18 protein-coding genes are annotated in these 18,520 nt (G+C 66.2%); 11 read left to right on the top strand and 7 right to left on the bottom strand.

The window, feature by feature from the left end:
• Window positions 1–172 precede the first annotated feature (172 nt).
• The 3 genes from ACQ7JA_RS05070 to ACQ7JA_RS05060 all read left to right on the top strand — a co-directional run bounded on the left by ACQ7JA_RS05070 (window position 173) and on the right by ACQ7JA_RS05060 (window position 3,459).
• Window positions 173–874, top strand: a complete 702-nt coding sequence (locus ACQ7JA_RS05070) for a ZIP family metal transporter (protein WP_430895196.1) — start codon at window positions 173–175, stop codon at window positions 872–874.
• Between the two features lie 93 nt (window positions 875–967).
• Complete coding sequence (locus tag ACQ7JA_RS05065) at window positions 968–3,070, top strand: TonB-dependent receptor domain-containing protein (RefSeq protein ID WP_430895194.1); 2,103 nt, start codon at window positions 968–970, stop codon at window positions 3,068–3,070.
• Between the two features lie 5 nt (window positions 3,071–3,075).
• Window positions 3,076–3,459: a MerC domain-containing protein gene (locus tag ACQ7JA_RS05060; RefSeq protein WP_430895192.1), complete on the top strand. Its 384-nt coding sequence runs from the start codon at window positions 3,076–3,078 to the stop codon at window positions 3,457–3,459.
• A 93-nt stretch (window positions 3,460–3,552) separates the two neighbouring features.
• On the opposite strand, the gene ACQ7JA_RS05055 is transcribed toward ACQ7JA_RS05060, so the two are convergent.
• From ACQ7JA_RS05055 to ACQ7JA_RS05035, 5 genes are read right to left on the bottom strand one after another with little or no spacing between them, the layout of a single operon-like run.
• Window positions 3,553–3,921 carry a Fur family transcriptional regulator gene (locus ACQ7JA_RS05055; RefSeq protein WP_430895190.1) on the bottom strand — a complete coding sequence of 123 codons (369 nt, stop codon included), beginning with the start codon at window positions 3,919–3,921 and terminating at the stop codon, window positions 3,553–3,555.
• Window positions 3,922–3,932: 11 nt separating this feature from the next.
• Entirely contained in the window at window positions 3,933–4,487 is a 555-nt protein-coding gene (locus tag ACQ7JA_RS05050; RefSeq protein ID WP_430895188.1) for a DNA-binding protein, read from the bottom strand.
• Between the two features lie 31 nt (window positions 4,488–4,518).
• Window positions 4,519–5,373, bottom strand: coding sequence for a sulfurtransferase (locus tag ACQ7JA_RS05045; RefSeq protein ID WP_430895186.1), 855 nt, complete (start codon window positions 5,371–5,373; stop codon window positions 4,519–4,521).
• 9 nt (window positions 5,374–5,382) lie between these two features.
• Window positions 5,383–6,303 carry a DMT family transporter gene (locus ACQ7JA_RS05040; protein ID WP_430895184.1) on the bottom strand — a complete coding sequence of 307 codons (921 nt, stop codon included), beginning with the start codon at window positions 6,301–6,303 and terminating at the stop codon, window positions 5,383–5,385.
• Window positions 6,304–6,306: 3 nt separating this feature from the next.
• A complete protein-coding gene (locus tag ACQ7JA_RS05035) occupies window positions 6,307–7,407 on the bottom strand; it encodes an aromatic ring-hydroxylating oxygenase subunit alpha (protein ID WP_430895182.1) in 1,101 nt (366 codons plus the stop codon).
• A 337-nt stretch (window positions 7,408–7,744) separates the two neighbouring features.
• On the opposite strand from ACQ7JA_RS05035, the gene ACQ7JA_RS05030 reads away from it, so the two are divergent.
• Genes ACQ7JA_RS05030 through dxs form a run of 3 tightly spaced genes read left to right on the top strand, consistent with a single transcriptional unit; the run spans window position 7,745 to window position 10,752 of the window.
• Window positions 7,745–7,990, top strand: a complete 246-nt coding sequence (locus ACQ7JA_RS05030; protein WP_258827618.1) for an exodeoxyribonuclease VII small subunit — start codon at window positions 7,745–7,747, stop codon at window positions 7,988–7,990.
• Window positions 7,987–8,880 (top strand): polyprenyl synthetase family protein, encoded by an 894-nt coding sequence (locus tag ACQ7JA_RS05025; RefSeq protein ID WP_430895180.1) that lies wholly within the window; start codon window positions 7,987–7,989, stop codon window positions 8,878–8,880. Before ACQ7JA_RS05030 ends, ACQ7JA_RS05025 begins: the two co-directional genes overlap by 4 nt.
• A complete protein-coding gene (gene dxs, locus ACQ7JA_RS05020) occupies window positions 8,881–10,752 on the top strand; it encodes a 1-deoxy-D-xylulose-5-phosphate synthase (protein ID WP_430895178.1) in 1,872 nt (623 codons plus the stop codon).
• Window positions 10,753–10,845: 93 nt separating this feature from the next.
• On the opposite strand, the gene ACQ7JA_RS05015 is transcribed toward dxs, so the two are convergent.
• Window positions 10,846–11,544, bottom strand: coding sequence for a 2OG-Fe(II) oxygenase (locus ACQ7JA_RS05015; RefSeq protein ID WP_430895176.1), 699 nt, complete (start codon window positions 11,542–11,544; stop codon window positions 10,846–10,848).
• 4 nt (window positions 11,545–11,548) lie between these two features.
• Window positions 11,549–12,103: a cob(I)yrinic acid a,c-diamide adenosyltransferase gene (locus tag ACQ7JA_RS05010; RefSeq protein WP_430895174.1), complete on the bottom strand. Its 555-nt coding sequence runs from the start codon at window positions 12,101–12,103 to the stop codon at window positions 11,549–11,551.
• Between the two features lie 92 nt (window positions 12,104–12,195).
• Here ACQ7JA_RS05010 and ACQ7JA_RS05005 point away from each other — a divergent pair, with 92 nt between their 5' ends.
• The 5 genes from ACQ7JA_RS05005 (at window position 12,196) to ACQ7JA_RS04985 (ending at window position 18,478) form a co-directional block, all read left to right on the top strand.
• Complete coding sequence (locus tag ACQ7JA_RS05005) at window positions 12,196–13,689, top strand: FAD-linked oxidase C-terminal domain-containing protein (RefSeq protein ID WP_430895172.1); 1,494 nt, start codon at window positions 12,196–12,198, stop codon at window positions 13,687–13,689.
• 2 nt (window positions 13,690–13,691) lie between these two features.
• Complete coding sequence (glcE, locus tag ACQ7JA_RS05000) at window positions 13,692–14,732, top strand: glycolate oxidase subunit GlcE (protein ID WP_430895170.1); 1,041 nt, start codon at window positions 13,692–13,694, stop codon at window positions 14,730–14,732.
• Window position 14,733: 1 nt separating this feature from the next.
• A complete protein-coding gene (gene glcF / locus ACQ7JA_RS04995) occupies window positions 14,734–15,960 on the top strand; it encodes a glycolate oxidase subunit GlcF (RefSeq protein ID WP_430895168.1) in 1,227 nt (408 codons plus the stop codon).
• A gap of 49 nt (window positions 15,961–16,009) precedes the next feature.
• Complete coding sequence (locus ACQ7JA_RS04990) at window positions 16,010–16,324, top strand: hypothetical protein (protein ID WP_430895166.1); 315 nt, start codon at window positions 16,010–16,012, stop codon at window positions 16,322–16,324.
• Window positions 16,325–16,429: 105 nt separating this feature from the next.
• Window positions 16,430–18,478: a glycoside hydrolase family 97 protein gene (locus ACQ7JA_RS04985; RefSeq protein ID WP_430895164.1), complete on the top strand. Its 2,049-nt coding sequence runs from the start codon at window positions 16,430–16,432 to the stop codon at window positions 18,476–18,478.
• The last annotated feature ends 42 nt before the right edge of the window (window positions 18,479–18,520 follow it).

Below are 18,520 nucleotides of genomic sequence, written 5' to 3'. Positions count from 1 at the left end.
TGCACAGCCGCGGGCCCGGACAGGTTACAATGTCCGGTTTGCGGCGCGAATGATTTGTCATTCGCAGTTGTAAAGCAAGTCCAGAACAAGAGGCTTCCAAATCGATCCCATCCTGAGTTCCATCCTGCTGGCGACCCTCGTCGCCGGCGTCGTCAGCATTACCGGCGCTGCCGTGTTTTCGTTCGCGCTGCTGTCGAAGGTGGTTGAACGGATGGTCAGCCTCTCGGTCGGCATCATGCTGGCCACCTCGCTGCTGCACGCGCTGCCGAGCGCCTTCGATTCCGGCGCCGACACGCAAAGCCTGTTCGCGACCCTGCTGGGCGGTCTGCTGGCCTTCTTCGTGCTGGAAAAACTGGCGATCCTGCGCCACTCGCACCACCACGAGGGCGACGGCCACCACCACGCCCACGGCCACGACGCCCACCAGGCCGGCAAGGCGGGCTGGATGATCCTGCTCGGCGACGGGATGCACAACTTCACCGATGGCATCCTGATCGCCGCGGCCTTCCTCGCCAACCCGGAACTGGGCATCGTCACGGCCCTGGCCATCGTCGCCCACGAGATCCCGCAGGAAATCGGCGACTTCATCGTGCTGCTCAACGCCGGCTTCTCGCGCCTGCGCGCCTATCTCTTCAACCTCCTGTGCAGCCTGATGTCGGTGCTGGGCGGCCTGCTCGGCTACTTCACCCTCGACAGCGCCAGCGGCCTGATTCCCTATGTGCTGGTGTTCGCGTCTTCCGGTTTCATCTACATCGCGGTGAGCGACCTGATGCCGCAGATGCAGCGCCGCGCCACCGTGCGCGAATCGGTGCCGCAGGTGCTGCTGATTGCGCTGGGTGTGGCGATCGTCCTCGCCCTGAACCACGCTTCCTGATTGTTCGACGCGATTTTCTTTTGAACGCCTATTTGCGCTTCTAATGATAATGACTTATCATTACCGCAGTTTATCGTCATAGGAAGCCGTCCCATGTCCGTTCGCACCCTTCAACGCACGCCGCTCGCGCTGGCGATCCTGTTCGCTTTTGCTCCCGCCGTTCACGCGCAGACCGATTCCACCCGCCTGAAGACCGACCCGGACAGCGTGCCGACCGTCGTGGTCTCGGCCAGTACCCTGGGCGTGCTGGAAGACGACATGATCACCCCCGTGACCTCGCTCTCCGGCGGCGCCCTGGTGCGGGCACGCGAATCGACCATCGGCGAGACCCTGGCCAACCAGCCGGGCATCACCTCGAGCCACTTCGGCGCCGGCGCCAGCCGTCCGGTGATCCGCGGCATGGACGGCCCGCGCGTGAAGATCCTGTCCGATGGCGCGGAAGTGCAGGACGCCTCGACCATCAGCCCGGACCACGCAGTCGGCTTCGAGCCGGTCCTGGCCGAGCGCATCGAAGTGCTGCGCGGCCCCTCGGCGCTGGCCTACGGCGGAGGCGCGGTGGGCGGCGTCGTCAACATCCTGGACCGCAAGATCCCGACGCAGATGCCGTCCAAGCCGATCGAGGGCAGCATGGAAGTGCGCGCCAATTCCGCGGCGCGCGAGAAGACCGGCGCCTTCGAGGTGACCGGCGGCGCCGGCAACATCGCCGTACATGCGGAAGGCGTCAAGCGCGATGCCGGCGACTACCGCGTTGGCAAGGACTGGAGCGAGGGCCGCCACGTGAACGGCAGCTACAAGGAAACCGAGAGCGGCACCGTCGGCCTCTCCTGGGTCGGCGAGCGCGGCTACATCGGCGCGGCCTACACCAAGGAACGCACCGAATACGGCATCCCCGGCCACAACCACGAATTCGAGAGCTGCCACCCGCATGGCGACCACCTGCACTGCGGCGGCCATGGCCATGAAGAGGACTCGGGCTCCCACCAGGAGCACGAGGAAGGTCACGACCACGATGACGAACATGGCGAGGCAGTGCCGGTCGTGAAGCTCGACAGCGACCGCTGGGACGTGCGCGGCGAGTACCGCAACCCGATGGCCGGCATCACCAAGGCCCGCCTGCGCGCCTCCTTCACCGACTACCGCCACGACGAGCTCGAAGAAGGCGTGGTTTCCACCAGCTTCCTGAGCAAGGGCCACGACGTGCGCGTCGAGATGGAACACGCGCCGGTAGGCGGCGTGCGCGGCGTCTTCGGCCTGCAGACTACGCGCCGCGACTTCGACACGATCGGCGAGGAAGCCTATGTGCCGCCGACCGTCACGAAAAAACATGCGGCCTTCCTGACCGAGGAATACAAGCTGGACAACTGGCGCTTCGAAGCGGGCCTGCGCCACGAATGGCAGGACATCAAGGTTGACAGCGTCACCGCGAAGGATACCGACGCGCGCGGCACCTCGGTGGCGTTTGGCGCGGTCTGGAAGTTCCAGCCGCAGTATTCGCTGCGCGCCGGCATCTCGCGCAGCCACCGCCTGCCGACCGCCGAAGAACTGTACGCGGACGGCGTGCACCTGGCCACCGCGACCTACGAGATCGGCAACCAGAACCTGGGCAAGGAGACCTCGAACAATATCGACCTCACCCTGCGCAAGTTCGAAGGCGACACCACCTTCTCGCTGAGCGCCTTCCACAACAAGGTCGACAACTACATCTACGCGCACACGCTGGACGAGCACGAAGGCTTCCAGCTGGTGGAGTACGCCCAGCGCGACGCCACCTTCACGGGCCTGGAAGGCGAGGTACGCCACAAGTTCTCGAACATCGTCGAGGGCACGCTGTTCGGCGACATGGTGCGGGCGCGCTTCGACAACACGGGCGAGGGCAGCCGCAACATCCCGCGTATCCCTGCCCACCGCATCGGCGCGCGCGTGAATGCGGATTGGCAGTCCTGGCACGGCATGGTGGAAGTGGTCCGCGTCGGCAAGCAGGACCGGGTCGGCGACTTCGAAGAACGTACCGGCGGCTACAATATGGTCAACCTCGGCGGCCACTACACGACCCGCATCGGCGGCGTGCCGGCGCAGATCTACGCCCGCATCAACAACCTGACGGACCAGCTGGCCTTCAGCCACACCTCCTTCATCAAGGAAGCGGCGCCGCTCCCGGGCCGTAACATCACGGCAGGGCTGCGCTTCATCTTCTGATGGTGATGAAGAACCTGATCCGCTTCGCCGACTACGCCGGCATGGCGGCATCCGCGCTGTGCCTCTTGCACTGCCTCGCGATGCCGCTGCTGCTGGCGGCCTTTCCGCTGCTGGGGCTGGGTGGGGAGCATCACGCGCTGCACGATGCGCTGCTGCTGGGCGTGACGGTGCCGGTCTTGCTGGCGCTGGTGCCGGGCTACCTGAAGCACCGCGACCCGGTGGCCCTATCGCTGGGCGTGGCGGGACTGGCGTGCTTCCTGGCCGCCGTGTTCGTGCTGGGGCCGCAGATTGGCGAGATGGCGGAGACGGTGGGGGCGGTGGTCAGCAGCGTGCTGCTGCTGGGCGCGCATCTGCGCAACCACCGTTACTGCAAGGATTGCCGTGGGTAGGGTGGACGGGTTCCCCGTCCGCGCGTTCAGCTAAAGAGCGAGTCGCTACTGTGCATCCGTGAGTTGAACGCGCGGACGGCAAAGCCGTCCACCCTACCGGCAGTTGCTGCAAAGGCCGTACAAGGTCAGTTCATGCGACTCCAGCACGAAGCCATCCGGCGTCAGCTTCTGCATATCCCCCGGGCAGGCATGCACCTCATACACCTTGTCGCAGGCGCGGCAGTGGAAGTGGTGGTGGTGCCCATGCCCCGCAATCTCGTAGCGGTCGCCGCCGCCCGGCAGCGACACCGTCGTGATCTCGCCCGCCTCCAGCATCGACTTGATGTTGCGGTAGACCGTGGCCAGGCCCATGCCCGGCACCACGCCTTGCGCGTGCTCGAGGATTTCCTGCGGAGCGAGCGGGCGGCCGGCGTCGGCCATCGACTGGTGGATCGCCTTGCGCTGCCGTGTGTTGCGTTCCATGGCTGCCTACCTTATTTCTTCGCGCGCAGGGATTCGAGCTCGGCGCGCAGGGTGCTGCGCTCGGCATAGGATTTGTCGAGCTGGCCGCGCAGGGTTTTCAGCTCCGACTCAAAATTGTCGCGCGCCGTGGCGGCGCCGACCAGTTCCATTTCGGCGGCCAGGCGCGCATCCGATTCGGCCGCCTGGGCCGCGACGTTGCGCTCGAGCTGGGCGCGCAGGTCGGCCAGCTGGCGGTCCTTGCCGTCGATGGCCAGCTGGTCTTTCGCCTTGCTGACCAGGGCATCGGCCGCCACCTTGCGCGCGTCGCGCAGTTCGGTATTCAGGCGCTCGATCTCGGCTTCCAGCTCGCTCGAGGCGGCCAGGGCCTGGTCGCGCGCGGCCTCCAGTTCGGCGCTGGTCTCGCGCAGCTCTTCCGCCTCGGTTTCCAGCTGGGCCAGCGCTGCGCGCGCCGGCGCGGCGGTCTGCTCGGCCACCTGCTGGACCCAGCTGGAGAGCGCGGTGGCCACCGCTGCCGGAATCTCCGGCAGTGCCACGGCATTGTCTTTTACTTCTGCGTTATTGTTCATTGCGTTCTTCTTCATGTGCCGCCTCGCGCGTTCAGGCCGGGCCGGTGGCGACCGGGCGGGTGGGATTGCCGACCCACTCGCTCCACGATCCCGGGTACAGGGCGGCGCCGGGCAGGCCGGCGATTTCCATCGCCAGCAGGTTGTGGCAGGCGGTCACGCCGGAGCCGCACTGCATGATGGCTTGTTCGGGGCGCTCCACCAGCCTGGTGAAATCGGCGCGCAGGCTGGCGGCGTCCTTGAAGCGGCCGTCCGCCTGCAGGTTGTCCTTGAAAAACCGGTTCTTGGCGCCGGGGATATGACCGCCGACCGGGTCGATGGTTTCGTTCTCGCCGCGGAAGCGGTCGGCGGCGCGCGCATCGATCACGGTGCGTTCGCCGTTCTGGATGTTCAGCATGACGTCGACCACGGTCACGGTCGGCACGAAAGGCGCGCGCACCGCGATGTTCCCGCGCGACTTGGCAGGCGCCTCGGTCGAGAGGGGCTGGCCCAGCGACTGCCAGGCCGCCATGCCGCCATCGAGCACCGCGACCGCTTCGTGGCCGAGCCAGCGCAGCAGCCACCACAGGCGGGCGGCGAACATGCCGCCGTGCGCGTCGTAGGCCACCACCTGGGAATCGTCGTCGACGCCCCAGCCGCGCAGGGTCTCGACCAGGGCCTCTTTCTCGGGCAGTGGATGACGGCCGCGGAAGACCCCGTCCGCGCCGCGCCTGGCGCCCGACAGCTGGGTCTCGATATCGCCGAAGACGGCGCCGGGAAGGTGGCCGATGGCATAGCCTTCGCGGCCGGCCGCCAGGTTCATCAGGTCGTGGCGGCAGTCGACCACCACGACGTTCGGGTCCGTGATGCGTTCGGCCAGTTCGGCGGCGCTGATCAGGGTTGTGTACATGAAGTCTCCTCAGGTTTCGCTGGCGATCGGGTCGGTATCCTTGACCACGGCGCCCTTGGACGTGCTGCGTGTATTGTAGAACGTCGCGGCGATGCCGGACGCGAGGATGACGCCGATGCCCAGCCACACGTGCCAGTCGAAGGTGTCGCCCCACAGCGCCAGGCCCCACAGGCTGGAAAACACGATGCCGGTGTACTGCAGGTTGGCCACCACCAGCACCTTGCCGACGCGGTAGGCGCGCGTCATCGCCATTTGCGCCATCAGGGCCGTGATGCCGATACCGAGCAGCAGCAGGCCGCTGCCCAGGGTATGGCTCTGGAACACGGCATCCTTCGGGCCGTCGCCCAGCAGCGTGCCCGCCAGGCCCGCCAGCGCCGTGGTGAGCGAGAAGTAGAACACCACCCGGTACTCCGGCTCGCCCATCTGGCCGAGTTTACGCACCTGCATATAGGCCATGGCCGAGATCACCGACGAGCACACGCCGGCCAGGCCGCCCAGCCACTGATTGGACTCGAAGGCCGGCTGCAGCACCAGGGTCACGCCGAAGAAGCTCATGGCGATGGCCAGCACCAGCGGCCATTCCGGCATCTTGGTGCCGCGCCACCAGCCGACGGCGAACATGAAGGCGGCGATCCAGATCGGCGCCATGTAGTTGAGGGTGACGGCGGTCGCCAGGGGCAGGCGGGTGATCGCGAAGAACCACAGCCACAGCGAGGTCACGCCGACCGCGCTGCGCCAGAGATGAGCCCTGGGAAAATCGGAGCGGAAGGTGCCGCCGCGGTGGCGCACGATCATGAACAGCACCAGCGTGCCGATCAGGCCGCGGTACATCACGAGTTCGGAGGTGGAGTAGAACTCGGAAGCCAGCTTCACGCCCGCGCCCATGGCGGCGAACGCGAAGCTGGCGAACAGCATCCAGAGTGACGCCATCCCTTACAGTTCCAGCTTGCTGCGGTACCACTCGTGGAAGTGCTGCATGCCGTCTTCCATCGGCGACTGGTAGGGGCCGACTTCATTGACGCCGCGCTCCAGGAGGATCTTGCGGCCGGCGTCCATGCGCAGCGCGATCTCGTCGTCCTCGACCGCGGTTTCCATGTAGGCGGCGCGCTCGGCCTCCACGAATTCGCGCTCGAACAGCACGAACTCCTCGGGGTAATAGAACTCGACCACGTTGCGGGTCTTCTGCGGGCCGATCGGCCACAGGGTCGACACCACCAGCACGTTCGGGTACCACTCGACCATGATGTTCGGGTACAGGGTCAGCCAGATGGCGCCGTACTTCGGCGGCTGGCCGTTGTTGAACTTCAGGACCTGTTCCTGCCACTTTTTATAGGCCGGCGAACCCGCCTTCTGCAGCGCGCGGTTCACGCCCACGGTCTGGACGCTGTAGTCGCGGCCGAACTCCCACTTCAGGTCGTCGCAGGAGACGAAGTTGCCCAGGCCCGGGTGGAAGGGCTCGACGTGGTAATCCTCCAGGTAGACCTCGATGAAGGTCTTCCAGTTGTAGTCGCACTCGTGGATCTCGACGTGGTCGAACATATACCCGCTGAAGTCGAGGTCTTTGGTCACCTCCATGTTCTTCAGCTTGTCCATCACGTCGTAGCCGTTCTGTTCGAACAGCAGGCCGTTCCAGTTCTGCAGCGGCGTCTTCGACAGGTTCAGGCAGGGCGTTTCCGGGAAATGCGGCGCGCCGATCAGCTGACCCTTCAGGTCGTAGGTCCAGCGGTGCAGCGGGCACACGATGGTGTTCGCATTGCCGCGGCCATTGAACATCAGCGCCTGGCGATGGCGGCAGACGTTGGACAGCACTTCGATGCCGCCCGCATTGCGGACCAGCATACGGCCTTCATTTTCGGATGCGAGTGTCGCGAAATCGCCGAGCTCCGGCACCATCAATTCGTGGCCGACGTAGCGTGGGCCCTTGTGAAACAGTTGCTGCAGCTCGCGCTGCATCAGCGCATTATCAAAGTAGACATCTACCGGAAGCTGCGCGCACGAGCGCGCCAGCTTGGCGTGGGTAGCCAGATCGGACATCCCAACCCCCCTTTAATCAAGTACCACCAAAGAAGAGAAAGAATCCAAAGACCAGTATTTTTAGAGAAGAGGAATACGGTATTTCGGACAGAACCGGAGATTATACCGTGGAAACACGGTAGGAGGGGCGTGGCCCGTCGCGCGCAAGGGACGATACCGTGTAAATAAGTAATTGAAAAATCACGGATTTCATGAAGGGGAGGGACTGCTGGGCTAGAATGTGGTCAGACAGGCAACTTGCGTTTGGTGCAATGTGCGCCCCTCCTCAGGTTGGATTGGACTAAAATACGCGATTGGACCGACCCTTGGCGCACCCTTGCGTCCTTACTCAATAGCTATGTCAAACAATACGAACAGCGCAACGCCCGAATCCTTCGAAGGCGCGATGGCCGAACTGGCCCAGCTCGTCTCGCAGATGGAGTCGGGCCAGCTGCCGCTGGAAGCCTCGGTGGCCGCCTATGCGCGCGGTTCCGAACTGGTGAAATACTGCGCGGCCCAGCTGGAAAAGGTCGAGTCCCAGGTCAAGGTTCTCGAAGGCGACATGCTCAAGCCCTTCTCGGAAGCCGACGAGGGCGATCAATGATGCCGCAGGATTTCGGCGCCTGGATGCAGGGCGTGCAGCTTGAGGTCGAGCGCGCGCTGGAGAACTATCTGCCGGCGGCCAGCGCCGTCCCGGCCAGGCTGCACGAAGCGATGCGCTACACCGCCCTGGGCGGCGGCAAGCGCGTGCGTCCGCTGCTGGCTTATGCCAGCGGCGCCCTGTTCGGCGGCGACGCGCAAGCCCTGGCGCGTGTCGCCAGCGCGGTCGAGATGATCCACGTGTACTCGCTGGTCCACGACGACATGCCCTGCATGGACGACGACGACCTGCGCCGCGGCAAACCGACCGTGCACGTCGCCTACGACGAAGCCACCGCGCTGCTGGTCGGCGACGCGCTGCAGGCCCAGGCCTTCCAGACCCTGGCCGACATCGACACGGTGCCCCCGGCGCGGCTGGTGCAGATGCTGCGCCTGCTGGCCGAAGCCGCGGGTTCCGCCGGGATGTGCGGCGGCCAGGCGATCGACCTCGATAGCGTGGGCCTGTCGCTGACGCGCGATGAACTCGAGCGCATGCACCAGCTGAAAACCGGCGCCATGCTGCGCGTCTCGGTGATCCTGGGCGCCCTGTGCGGGAAAGACCTGACGTCCACCGAGCTGGAAGCATTGAAAGCCTATTCGAAGGCGATCGGCCTGGCTTTCCAGGTGGTGGACGACGTGCTCGATGCGACGGCCGATTCGGCCACGCTGGGCAAGACCGCGGGCAAGGACGCGGCCGACAACAAACCGACCTATGTGTCGATCCTTGGGCTGGACCAATCGAAGGAACTGGCCGAACAACTGCGGCGTGAAGCGCATGAAGCGCTGGCGCCATTCGGAGAACAAGCACAGCGGCTGCGCGAACTCGCGGACCTGATCGTGCAGCGGAAGGCATAAATGAAACTGCTAGAGACCATCAACGAACCCGCGGACCTGCGCCAGCTCCCGCGCACGCAACTGACTCCGCTCGCCACCGAGCTGCGCCAGTTCCTGCTCGATTCCGTCTCCAAGACCGGCGGCCACCTGTCCTCGAACCTGGGGACGGTCGAACTGACCATCGCGCTGCACTATGTCTTCAACACCCCGCACGACCGCATCGTGTGGGACGTGGGCCACCAGACCTACTCGCACAAGATCCTCACCGGCCGCCGCGAGCGCATGCCGACCCTGCGCCAGCTGAACGGCCTGTCGGGCTTCCCGAAGCGCGACGAAAGCGTCTACGACACCTTCGGCACGGCCCACTCGTCGACCTCGATCTCGGCCGCCCTCGGCATGGCGAAAGCGGCCAAGCTGAAAGGCGAAGACCGCCACGCGATCGCCGTGATCGGCGACGGCTCCATGACCGCCGGCATGGCCTTCGAGGCCCTGAACAATGCGGGTGTCGAGGAAGACTGCAACCTGCTGGTGGTCCTGAACGACAACGACATGTCGATCTCGCCGCCGGTCGGTGCGCTCAACCGCTACCTGGCGCGCCTGATGAGCGGCCAGTTCTACGCCGCCGCCAAGACGGTCGGCAAGAGCGTGCTGCCGGGCCCCGTGCTGGACCTGGCGCGCAAGCTCGAAGAACACGCCAAGGGCATGGTGGTCCCGGCCACCATGTTCGAGGAGTTCGGCTTCAACTACATCGGCCCGATCGACGGCCACGACCTGGATTCCCTGATTCCGACCCTGGAGAACATCAAGAAGCTCAAGGGGCCGCAGTTCCTGCACGTGGTGACCAAGAAAGGCCAGGGCTACAAGCTGGCCGAGGCCGAGCCGATCCTGTACCACGGCACCGGCAAGTTCAACCCGACCGAGGGCATCAAGCCGGCAAGCGCGCCGAGCAAGATCACCTACACCGAGGTGTTCGGCAACTGGCTGTGCGATATGGCGGCCGTCGACAAGCGCCTGGTCGGCATCACGCCGGCGATGCGCGAAGGCTCGGGCATGGTGCGCTTCCACCAGCAGTACCCGGAGCGCTACTTCGACGTCGGCATCGCCGAGCAGCACTCGGTAACCTTCGGCGCCGGCATCGCCACCGAAGGCCTCAAGCCGGTGGTCGCGATCTACTCGACCTTCCTGCAGCGCGCCTACGACCAGCTGATCCACGACGTGGCCCTGCAGAACCTCGACGTGACCTTCGCGCTCGACCGCGCGGGCCTGGTCGGCGCCGACGGCGCCACCCACGCCGGCAACTACGACCTGGCCTACCTGCGCTGCATCCCGAACATGGTCGTCATGGCCGCCTCGGACGAGAACGAATGCCGCCAGATGCTGACCACCGGCTACCACTATCCCGGCCCGGCCGCGATCCGCTACCCGCGCGGCACCGGCGTCGGAGCAAACATCCAGCCGGACCTGACGTCGATCGAGATCGGCAAGGGTGTCGTGCGCCGCGAAGGCAAGGGCATCGCCATCCTGGCCTTCGGCTCGATGGTCGCCCCGAGCATCGCCGCCGGCGAAGAGCTGAACGCGACGGTCGCCAACATGCGCTTCGTGAAGCCGCTCGACGTGGAACTGCTCAAGCGCCTGGCGAAGGAGCACGACTGCCTGGTGACGGTGGAAGAGGGCTGCATCATGGGCGGCGCAGGTGCTGCCGTGATGGAAGCGCTGGCGGCTGAAGGCATCGCCAAGCCGGTGCTGAACCTGGGTCTGCCGGACAAGTTCATCGACCAGGGTGATCCGGCGGCGCTGCTGGCCTCCGTTGGCCTGGATGCGAAAGGCATCGCCGCCTCGATCCGTGCGCGTTTCGCGGCGGGCGAGCCCCGCCTGGTCGTCATTAATTCGTAGGGTGGACGGCTTCGCCGTCCGCGCGTTCAACTCACGGATACACTGTAGCGACACATTCGTTCGCTGAACGCGCGGTCGGCAGAGCCGACCACCCTACAAAGCCCCAAACAAGGCTTCCGCGCGCTGGAACAGAATCCACGACGTAGCGATGTACTTGTCGCTACTGCGTGACACATGCCCCTTGTGGGTATGCGTGAACCCCGCCGGCGCAATCACCAGCCTCCCCTTGCGCGCTTCCACCTTCCGGTTCTGGTACAGGAACTCGGTCTCCCCGCCATCTTCCACATCGTTCAGGTAGAACTGCCACAGCAGCACCCTGTGCAGCGTCTCGCAGCTCGCGTTCTGCGGGTAGATCTCGGAATGCCAGTGGTGGTAGCCACCCGTGCCCTGCAGGTACTTCTGCAGGTTGACGTGCCCCACGCGATAAATCGACTGCATCAGCTCCACGATGTTCGGCGTGCCGAACTCGCTGAAATTATCGGGCGACAGCGTCACCGGCTCGCCCGTTTGCGGATGCGCCACCTGCGGCGACAGCGCGCCGATCAGGAGCATGCGGTAGGTGTCCATGTACTGCGCCAGGTGGCGCGCCATGGTCTGCGTCAGCAGGGCGCCGACGTCGTCCCACTCGGCCAGGCCATTGATGGTCAGGTCGTAGCTGTCCTTCTTGCTGACATCGATCCCGTTGCCGGTGCGGCCGCGCGCCACCTTGCCGCTTGCATCGAAGCGGGCGCGGATGGCGTCGCACTGTTCGGCGCCGAGCGCACCGTCGTAGATGCCGATGAAGTCGTCCATGGGCTCAGCCGCGCTTGCGCTCGTGCTGCCACAGCACGTCGCTGCCACCCGCGAAGCGATTCAAGACGCGGGCCAGGACGAACATCAGGTCCGACAGGCGGTTCACGTACTGGCGCGGATGAGGACGGATCTGCTCGGCATGCGAGAGCGCCACGATGCTGCGTTCCGCACGGCGGCAGACGGTGCGGCAGACGTGGGCGAGCGAGGCCGCGCGCGAACCGGCCGGCAGGATGAATTCCTTCAGGACCGGCAGGTCGGCGTTGTATTTCTCGAGCAGGCCGTCCAGGCGCGCGACGTGCTCGTCCTTGATCATCTCGTAGCCCGGGATGCACAGCTCGCCGCCCAGGTCGAAGAGGTCGTGCTGGATCGAGATCAGCTCTTCACGGAGGTCGGCCGGCATTTCTTCGCACAGCAGCAGGCCCACGAAGGAGTTCAGCTCGTCGACCTCGCCGAGCGAATGGATGCGTGCGCTGTCCTTGCCGGTGCGGCTGCCGTCGCCCAGGCCGGTGGTGCCGTCGTCGCCGGTGCGGGTGGCGATTTTGGAAAGTCGGTTGCCCATGATGCTGCCTTATGCAATATGTTAAAAAAACGATAGGGCGAGCATACGACAAAACGCGACCGTTGTGACCGAACACGCCTACAATTGGCGGAATGACCGCTCCCATTCCAGTTCCGGCCGAACGGCGCCGTCAGGTGGCGAGCGCGCTGCGCGCGCGCCTGCCGGCGCATCTGGCAAATTCGATCGTCCTCTCCGACCCCGAAGACACCCGTCCCTATGAATGCGACGGCCTGGCCGCCTACCGCCAGCTGCCCATGATCGTGACGCTCCCCACCAGCGAGGAGCAGGTGCTGGAGATCCTGGACATCTGCCGCGAACTGAAGGTGCCGATCGTGCCGCGCGGCGCCGGCACCGGCCTGTCGGGCGGCGCGCTGCCGATCGCGGACGGCGTCGTGCTGTCGACCGCGCGCCTGAACCGCATCGTGAAAGTCGACGCCCATGCGCGCACCGCCGTCGTCCAGCCCGGCGTGCGCAATCTCGCCATCTCCGAAGCGGCCGCCCAGTACGGCCTCTATTACGCCCCCGACCCGTCCTCGCAGATCGCCTGCACCATCGGCGGCAACGTGGCCGAGAACTCGGGCGGCGTGCACTGCCTGAAATATGGCCTCACGGTCCACAACGTCTTGCGCGTGCGTGTCGCGACCATCGAAGGCGAGATCATCGAACTGGGCAGCGAGGCCCTGGACGCGCCGGGCCTGGACCTGCTGGCCGTCTTCATCGGCTCGGAGGGCATGCTCGGCATCGTCACCGAAGTGACGGTCAAGCTGGTGCCCAAGCCCGCCGTGGCCCAGGTCATCATGGCGTCCTTCGGCGACGTCATCACCGCCGGCAATGCGGTGGCCAGCATCATCGCGGCCGGCATCATCCCGGCCGGCCTCGAGATGATGGACCGCACCTCGGTGCGCATGGTCGAGCCCTTCGTGCACGCCGGCTACGACGTGGATGCCGCCGCCATCCTGCTGTGCGAGGCCGACGGCACGCTGCTGGAGGTGGCGGAAGAGATCGAGCGCATGAAGGCCGTGTTCGAAGGCGCCGGCGCCACCGCCATCGCGGTGTCGCAGAGCGAGGCCGAACGCATGCGCTTCTGGTCCGGCCGCAAGAACGCTTTTCCTGCAGCGGGCCGCATCTCGCCGGATTACTACTGCATGGACGGCACCATCCCGCGCAAGCAGCTGGCCCGGGTCCTGCAGGGCATCGAGCAGATGGAGATCACCTTCGGCCTGCGCTGCTCCAACGTCTTCCATGCGGGCGACGGCAATATGCACCCCCTGATCCTGTTCGACATGAACCAGCCGGGCGAATTCGAACGCGCCGAGGCCTTCGGCGCCGCCATCCTGGCCCTGTGCGTCGAGGTCGGCGGCACCATCACCGGCGAGCATGGCGTGGGCATGGAGAAGATCAACTCCATGTGCGTGCAGTTCGGCCGCAAGGAGCTCGATGCGTTCTTCGAGGTCAAGCGCGCTTTCGACGTGCCGATGCTGCTCAACCCGGACAAGGCGATCCCGACGCCGCACCGCTGCGCCGAATTCGGCAAGATGCACGTGCATGGCGGCGAACTGCCATTCCCCGAGCTGCCGAGGTTCTGACGATGATCGAACACTTCCAGGAACGCGTGCGTGCGGCAAGCGCCGACAAGAGTCCGCTGCGTATCCGGGGCGGCGGCAGCAAGGACTGGTATGGCCAGCGCCTCGAGGGCGAGATCCTCGACACGCGCGGCCATACCGGCATCGTCGACTATGAGCCGACCGAGCTGGTGATCACCGCGCGCTGCGGCACGCCGCTCGCCGAGATCGAGGCCGTGCTCGCCGAACGGAACCAGATGCTGGCCTTCGAGCCGCCGTACTTCGGCGAAGGGGCCACCCTGGGCGGGACGATCGCCGCCGGCCTGGCCGGCCCGCGCCGCGCCAGCGGCGGCGGGGTGCGCGACTTCGTGCTGGGCGCGAAGCTGCTGGACGGGAAGGGCGACGTGCTGGGCTTCGGCGGCCAGGTCATGAAGAACGTGGCCGGCTACGACGTCTCGCGCCTGCTGGCCGGCTCGCTCGGCACCCTCGGCCTGCTGCTTGAAGTATCGGTCAAGGTCCTGCCCCGGCCCTTCGCCGAAAGGACGCTGCGCCTCGAGATGGGCGAAGAAGAGGCCATCCGCACCCTCAACGAGTGGGGCGGCCAGCCGCTGCCGGTGTCAGGCAGCTGCTGGCACAACGGCCTGCTGTGCCTGCGCCTTTCCGGCGCCCGGGCGGCGGTGGATGCGGCCGTGCGCCTGATCGGCGGCGAGACCGTACCGAACTGCGCCAGCTTCTGGGCCGGCATCCGCGAACAGCAGCATCCCTTCTTCGGTGGCGCCGGCGCCTTGTGGCGCCTGTCCCTGCCGTCGACCGCGCCCGTGCTGGCCCTGGGCGGCACCCAACTGGTGGAGTGGGGCGGCGCCCAGCGCTGGCTGCGCACCGATCTCGACGCCGCCAGCATCCGCCGGAGCTGCGCGGCGGTGGGCGGCCATGCGACCCTGTTCCGCGGCGGCGACAAATCCTGCGGCGTGTTCCAGCCGCTGGCGCCCGCCGTCGCGCGCATCCACGAACGCCTGAAGGCGTCCTTCGATCCGGCGCACATCTTCAATCCGGGACGAATGTACTGATATGCAAACCAATCTGGCCGACTTCATCCGGGACACGCCCGAGGGCAAGGAAGCGCAAGCCATCCTGCAGGCCTGCGTGCACTGCGGCTTCTGCACCGCCACCTGTCCCACTTACCAGCTGCTGGGCGACGAGCTCGATGGCCCGCGTGGACGCATCTACCTGATCAAGCAGGTGCTCGAGGGCGCCGAACCCACCCGCAAGACCCAGCTGCACCTGGACCGCTGCCTCACCTGCCGCAACTGCGAGAGCACTTGTCCCTCGGGCGTGAAGTACGGACGCCTGGTCGACATCGGCCGCCGCGTGGTGGAAGAGCGCGTGCCGCGTCCCTTCAAGGACCGCGTGAAGCGCACCACGCTCAAGGAATTCCTGCCGCGTACAAGCTGGTACAAGCCCGCCTACCGCGCCGGGCTGTCGCTTCGTCCGCTGCTGCCGAAGGCCCTGCAGGACAAGCTGCAGCCGGCGCGCAATCCCGGCGCCTGGCCTGCGCGCGGCCATGCGCGCAAGATGCTGGTGCTGGAGGGCTGCGTGCAGCCCGCGATGGCGCCCAACATCAATGCCGCCACGGCGCGCGTGCTGGACGCCTTTGGCGTGCAGCTGGTCGCCGCGCCAAAGGCCGGCTGCTGCGGCGCCGTGCGCTACCACCTGAACGACCAACAGGCGGGCCTGGACGATATGCGCCGCAACATCGACGCCTGGTGGCCGTATGTGGAATCGGGCGAGGTGGAGGCGATCGTCATGACCGCCTCCGGCTGCGGCGTCACCGTCAAGGAATACGGCCACCTGCTGGCGCACGACGAACACTACGCCGCGAAGGCCGGCCGCATCGCGATGCTGACGCGCGACCTGTCCGAAATCCTGATGGAGTTCGAGGAGGTGCTGGCGAGCAGGCTGGCGGGAAAGGTGGACAAGCGCGTCGCCTGGCACCCGCCCTGCACGCTGCAGCACGGCCAGCAGATCCGCGGCAAGGTGGAAAGCCTGCTGCGCGCCGCCGGCGTGGACGTGCAGCTGTGCGCCGACAGCCATTTGTGCTGCGGCTCGGCGGGCACCTATTCGGTGCTGCATCCCGAGATTGCGCATCTGCTCCGCGACCGCAAGCTGGCCAACCTGGAAGCGACCGGCGCGTGTGAAATCGTGTCGGCGAACATCGGCTGCATGACCCACCTGCAGTCGGGCACCGCGATGCCGGTGACGCACTGGATCGAGTTGATCGACCGGGCGCTCGCCTGAGGACAGCTGGCCTATACTGTCGGCCTGTGCCATTACCGAGGGTTTTACCGTGAGTTTCGCATTCCAGCTCGTGCGCGAAGACGAGGGCATGCCGCCCGCCGTCGTGTTCGAGGAATCCACCAGCCCCGGCCTGGTGCCGGTGTGGGAAGCCATCGGCGTCTACGATGCGCTCTACAACAGCGACGGCAAGCTGGCGCGCGACGTCTCGCGCGCCATCGCCCATGGACTGGACCGCGTCAGCGAAGATCCGTCCCTGGCCCAGCTCATGCCGCCCGGCCTGTCGCAGGGCGAGGCGATCCGCTTCCTCGAGAACGTCAACCGCGCCTGCACCACCCACGGCGCGGCCTGGATCCAGACCCGCTGAATCCGTTCTGGTAGTTGAACTACATCTTTTTGTCATAAGATGTCGGTGCTCGTCCGTATAAAGGGTAGTTTTGCTACCGCCGACCGATAAAGACAAGGAGACCCGATGTTCGTCCGCCGTCCCGCCGCCACCTTCGCCGCACTGGCCGCATCCTGCCTGTTCGCCCTGCCGGCGTGGGCGCAAGAAGTCATCGCCCGCGCCGCCTCGCCCGGCGACATCATCAAGGTGGAAGTCCAGCAGGATGGCATGGGCAAGCTCGCCTACACCATCTCGCGCAAGGGCAAGGAAATCATCGCTCCCTCGCGCCTGGGCTTCAACCTCGCCAATGCGCGCAAGCTCGATGGCGGATTCAGCCTGCGCAAGCAGGCGGTGAGCGACCACGACAGCACCTGGGAACAGCCCTGGGGCGAGCGACAGTTCGTGCGCAACCGCTTCCGCGAGCTGCGCGTCGACCTCGAACAGAAGAGCCAGGCCGGGCGCCAGCTCGCCGTGGTGTTCCGCATCTATGACGACGGGGTCGGCTTCCGCTACGAATTCCCGGCGCAGAAGCAGCTGCCGGTCGCCGAGATCATCGACGAGCTGACCGAGTTCACGGTCGCCAGTCCGGCCACCGCCTGGTGGATCCCCGCCGCCGAGCTGCCGGGCCTGGAGGAAGAGATCCGCGAAGCGCCGCTCAAGGAGATCGGCATCGCCAACACGCCGCTCACCGTGCGCCTGGCTGACGGCACCCACATCGCCTTCCACGAAGCGGCGCTGGTCGACTATGCGTCGATGTGGCTGCGCAAGGTCGACGGCCAGAAGCTGCGCGCCATGCTGGCGCCGTCCCCTGGCGGTCCGGCCGTGGTGCGCAAAGGCGCGTTCACCACACCGTGGCGCACCTTGCAGATCGCAGACAACGCGGCCGGCCTGTACATGTCGGACCTGGTGCTGAACCTGAACGAGCCGAACCGGCTGGGCGACGTGTCCTGGGTGAAGCCCTCGAAATTCGTCGGTGTCTGGTGGCAGATGCACCTGCAGAGCGGCACCTGGAACGCCGGCCCGAACCACGCGGCCACCACTGCCAACACCAGGAAATACATCGACTTCGCCGCGAAGCACGGCATGCGCGGCGTGCTGGTCGAAGGCTGGAACAAGGGCTGGGAAAGCGACTGGGGCCATGGCGGCGCCGACTTCAGCTTCACCGAGCCTTATCCCGACTTCGACCTGACCGGCCTGGCGGCCTATGCGAAGTCGAAGGGCGTGCGCCTGATCGGCCACCACGAGACCGGCGCCAACATCGTTGCCTACGAAAAGCAGATGGATGCGGCCTACAAGCTGTATGCGAAACTGGGCGTGGACAGCATCAAGTCGGGCTATGTGCACGAGGCGGGCAGCGCGCTGTTCCCGGGCCGCGACGGCAAGCCGCGCTACGGCCACTACGACTCGCAGGAGGGCGTGCGCCACTTCCTGAAGGCCGTGACGGAAGCGGCGAAGTACAAGCTGTCGATCGACACCCACGAACCGGTCAAGGACACCGGCCTGCGCCGCACCTACCCGAACTGGCTGACGCGCGAAGGCGCGCGCGGCGTCGAGTACAACGCCTGGGGCAATCCGCCCAACAGCGTGGACCACGAAGCCAAGCTGGTGTTTACCCGCATGCTGAGCGGCCCGATGGACTACACGCCGGGTGTCCTGAGCCTGGTGGGCGCGGACGGCAAGACCTTCAACTCGACCCAGGCCAAGCAGCTGGCCAACTTCGTCGTGATCTACTCGCCGATCCAGATGGCGGCCGACCTGCCGGAGAATTACGAGAAGTACCCGGCGGCCTTCAAGTTCATCAAGGACGTGCCGACCGACTGGGCGGACACCCGCGTGATCAATGGTGAAGTCGGGAAGTTCGCGACCATCGCGCGCAAGGACCGTAATAGCCAGGACTGGTACGTCGGCGCGGTGACCGATGGGGAAGGGCGCACGCTGCCGCTGGCGCTGGACTTCCTCGACAAGGGCAAGCGCTACACGGCCGAGATCTACCGCGACGGCGACAGCGCCGACTACCGCAGCGCGCGCCGCTTCGACCTGGTGACCGAGACGAAGACCGTCAGCGCGGGCGATACGCTGCAGCTGCGTCTCGCGCCGGGTGGCGGCCAGGCGATTCGCTTCGCCCCTCAACGCTGACGAGGCGCCGGGCTGTCGCTTGTCGTAGGGTGGGCGGTCCCC

Origin of the sequence: Massilia sp. BKSP1R2A-1, assembly GCF_050586525.1 — a bacterium.
Taxonomy (GTDB): domain Bacteria; phylum Pseudomonadota; class Gammaproteobacteria; order Burkholderiales; family Burkholderiaceae_D; genus Telluria.
The sequence above is the reverse complement of the archived record's forward strand: the minus strand, read 5'-3'. Positions and strand labels throughout refer to the sequence as shown.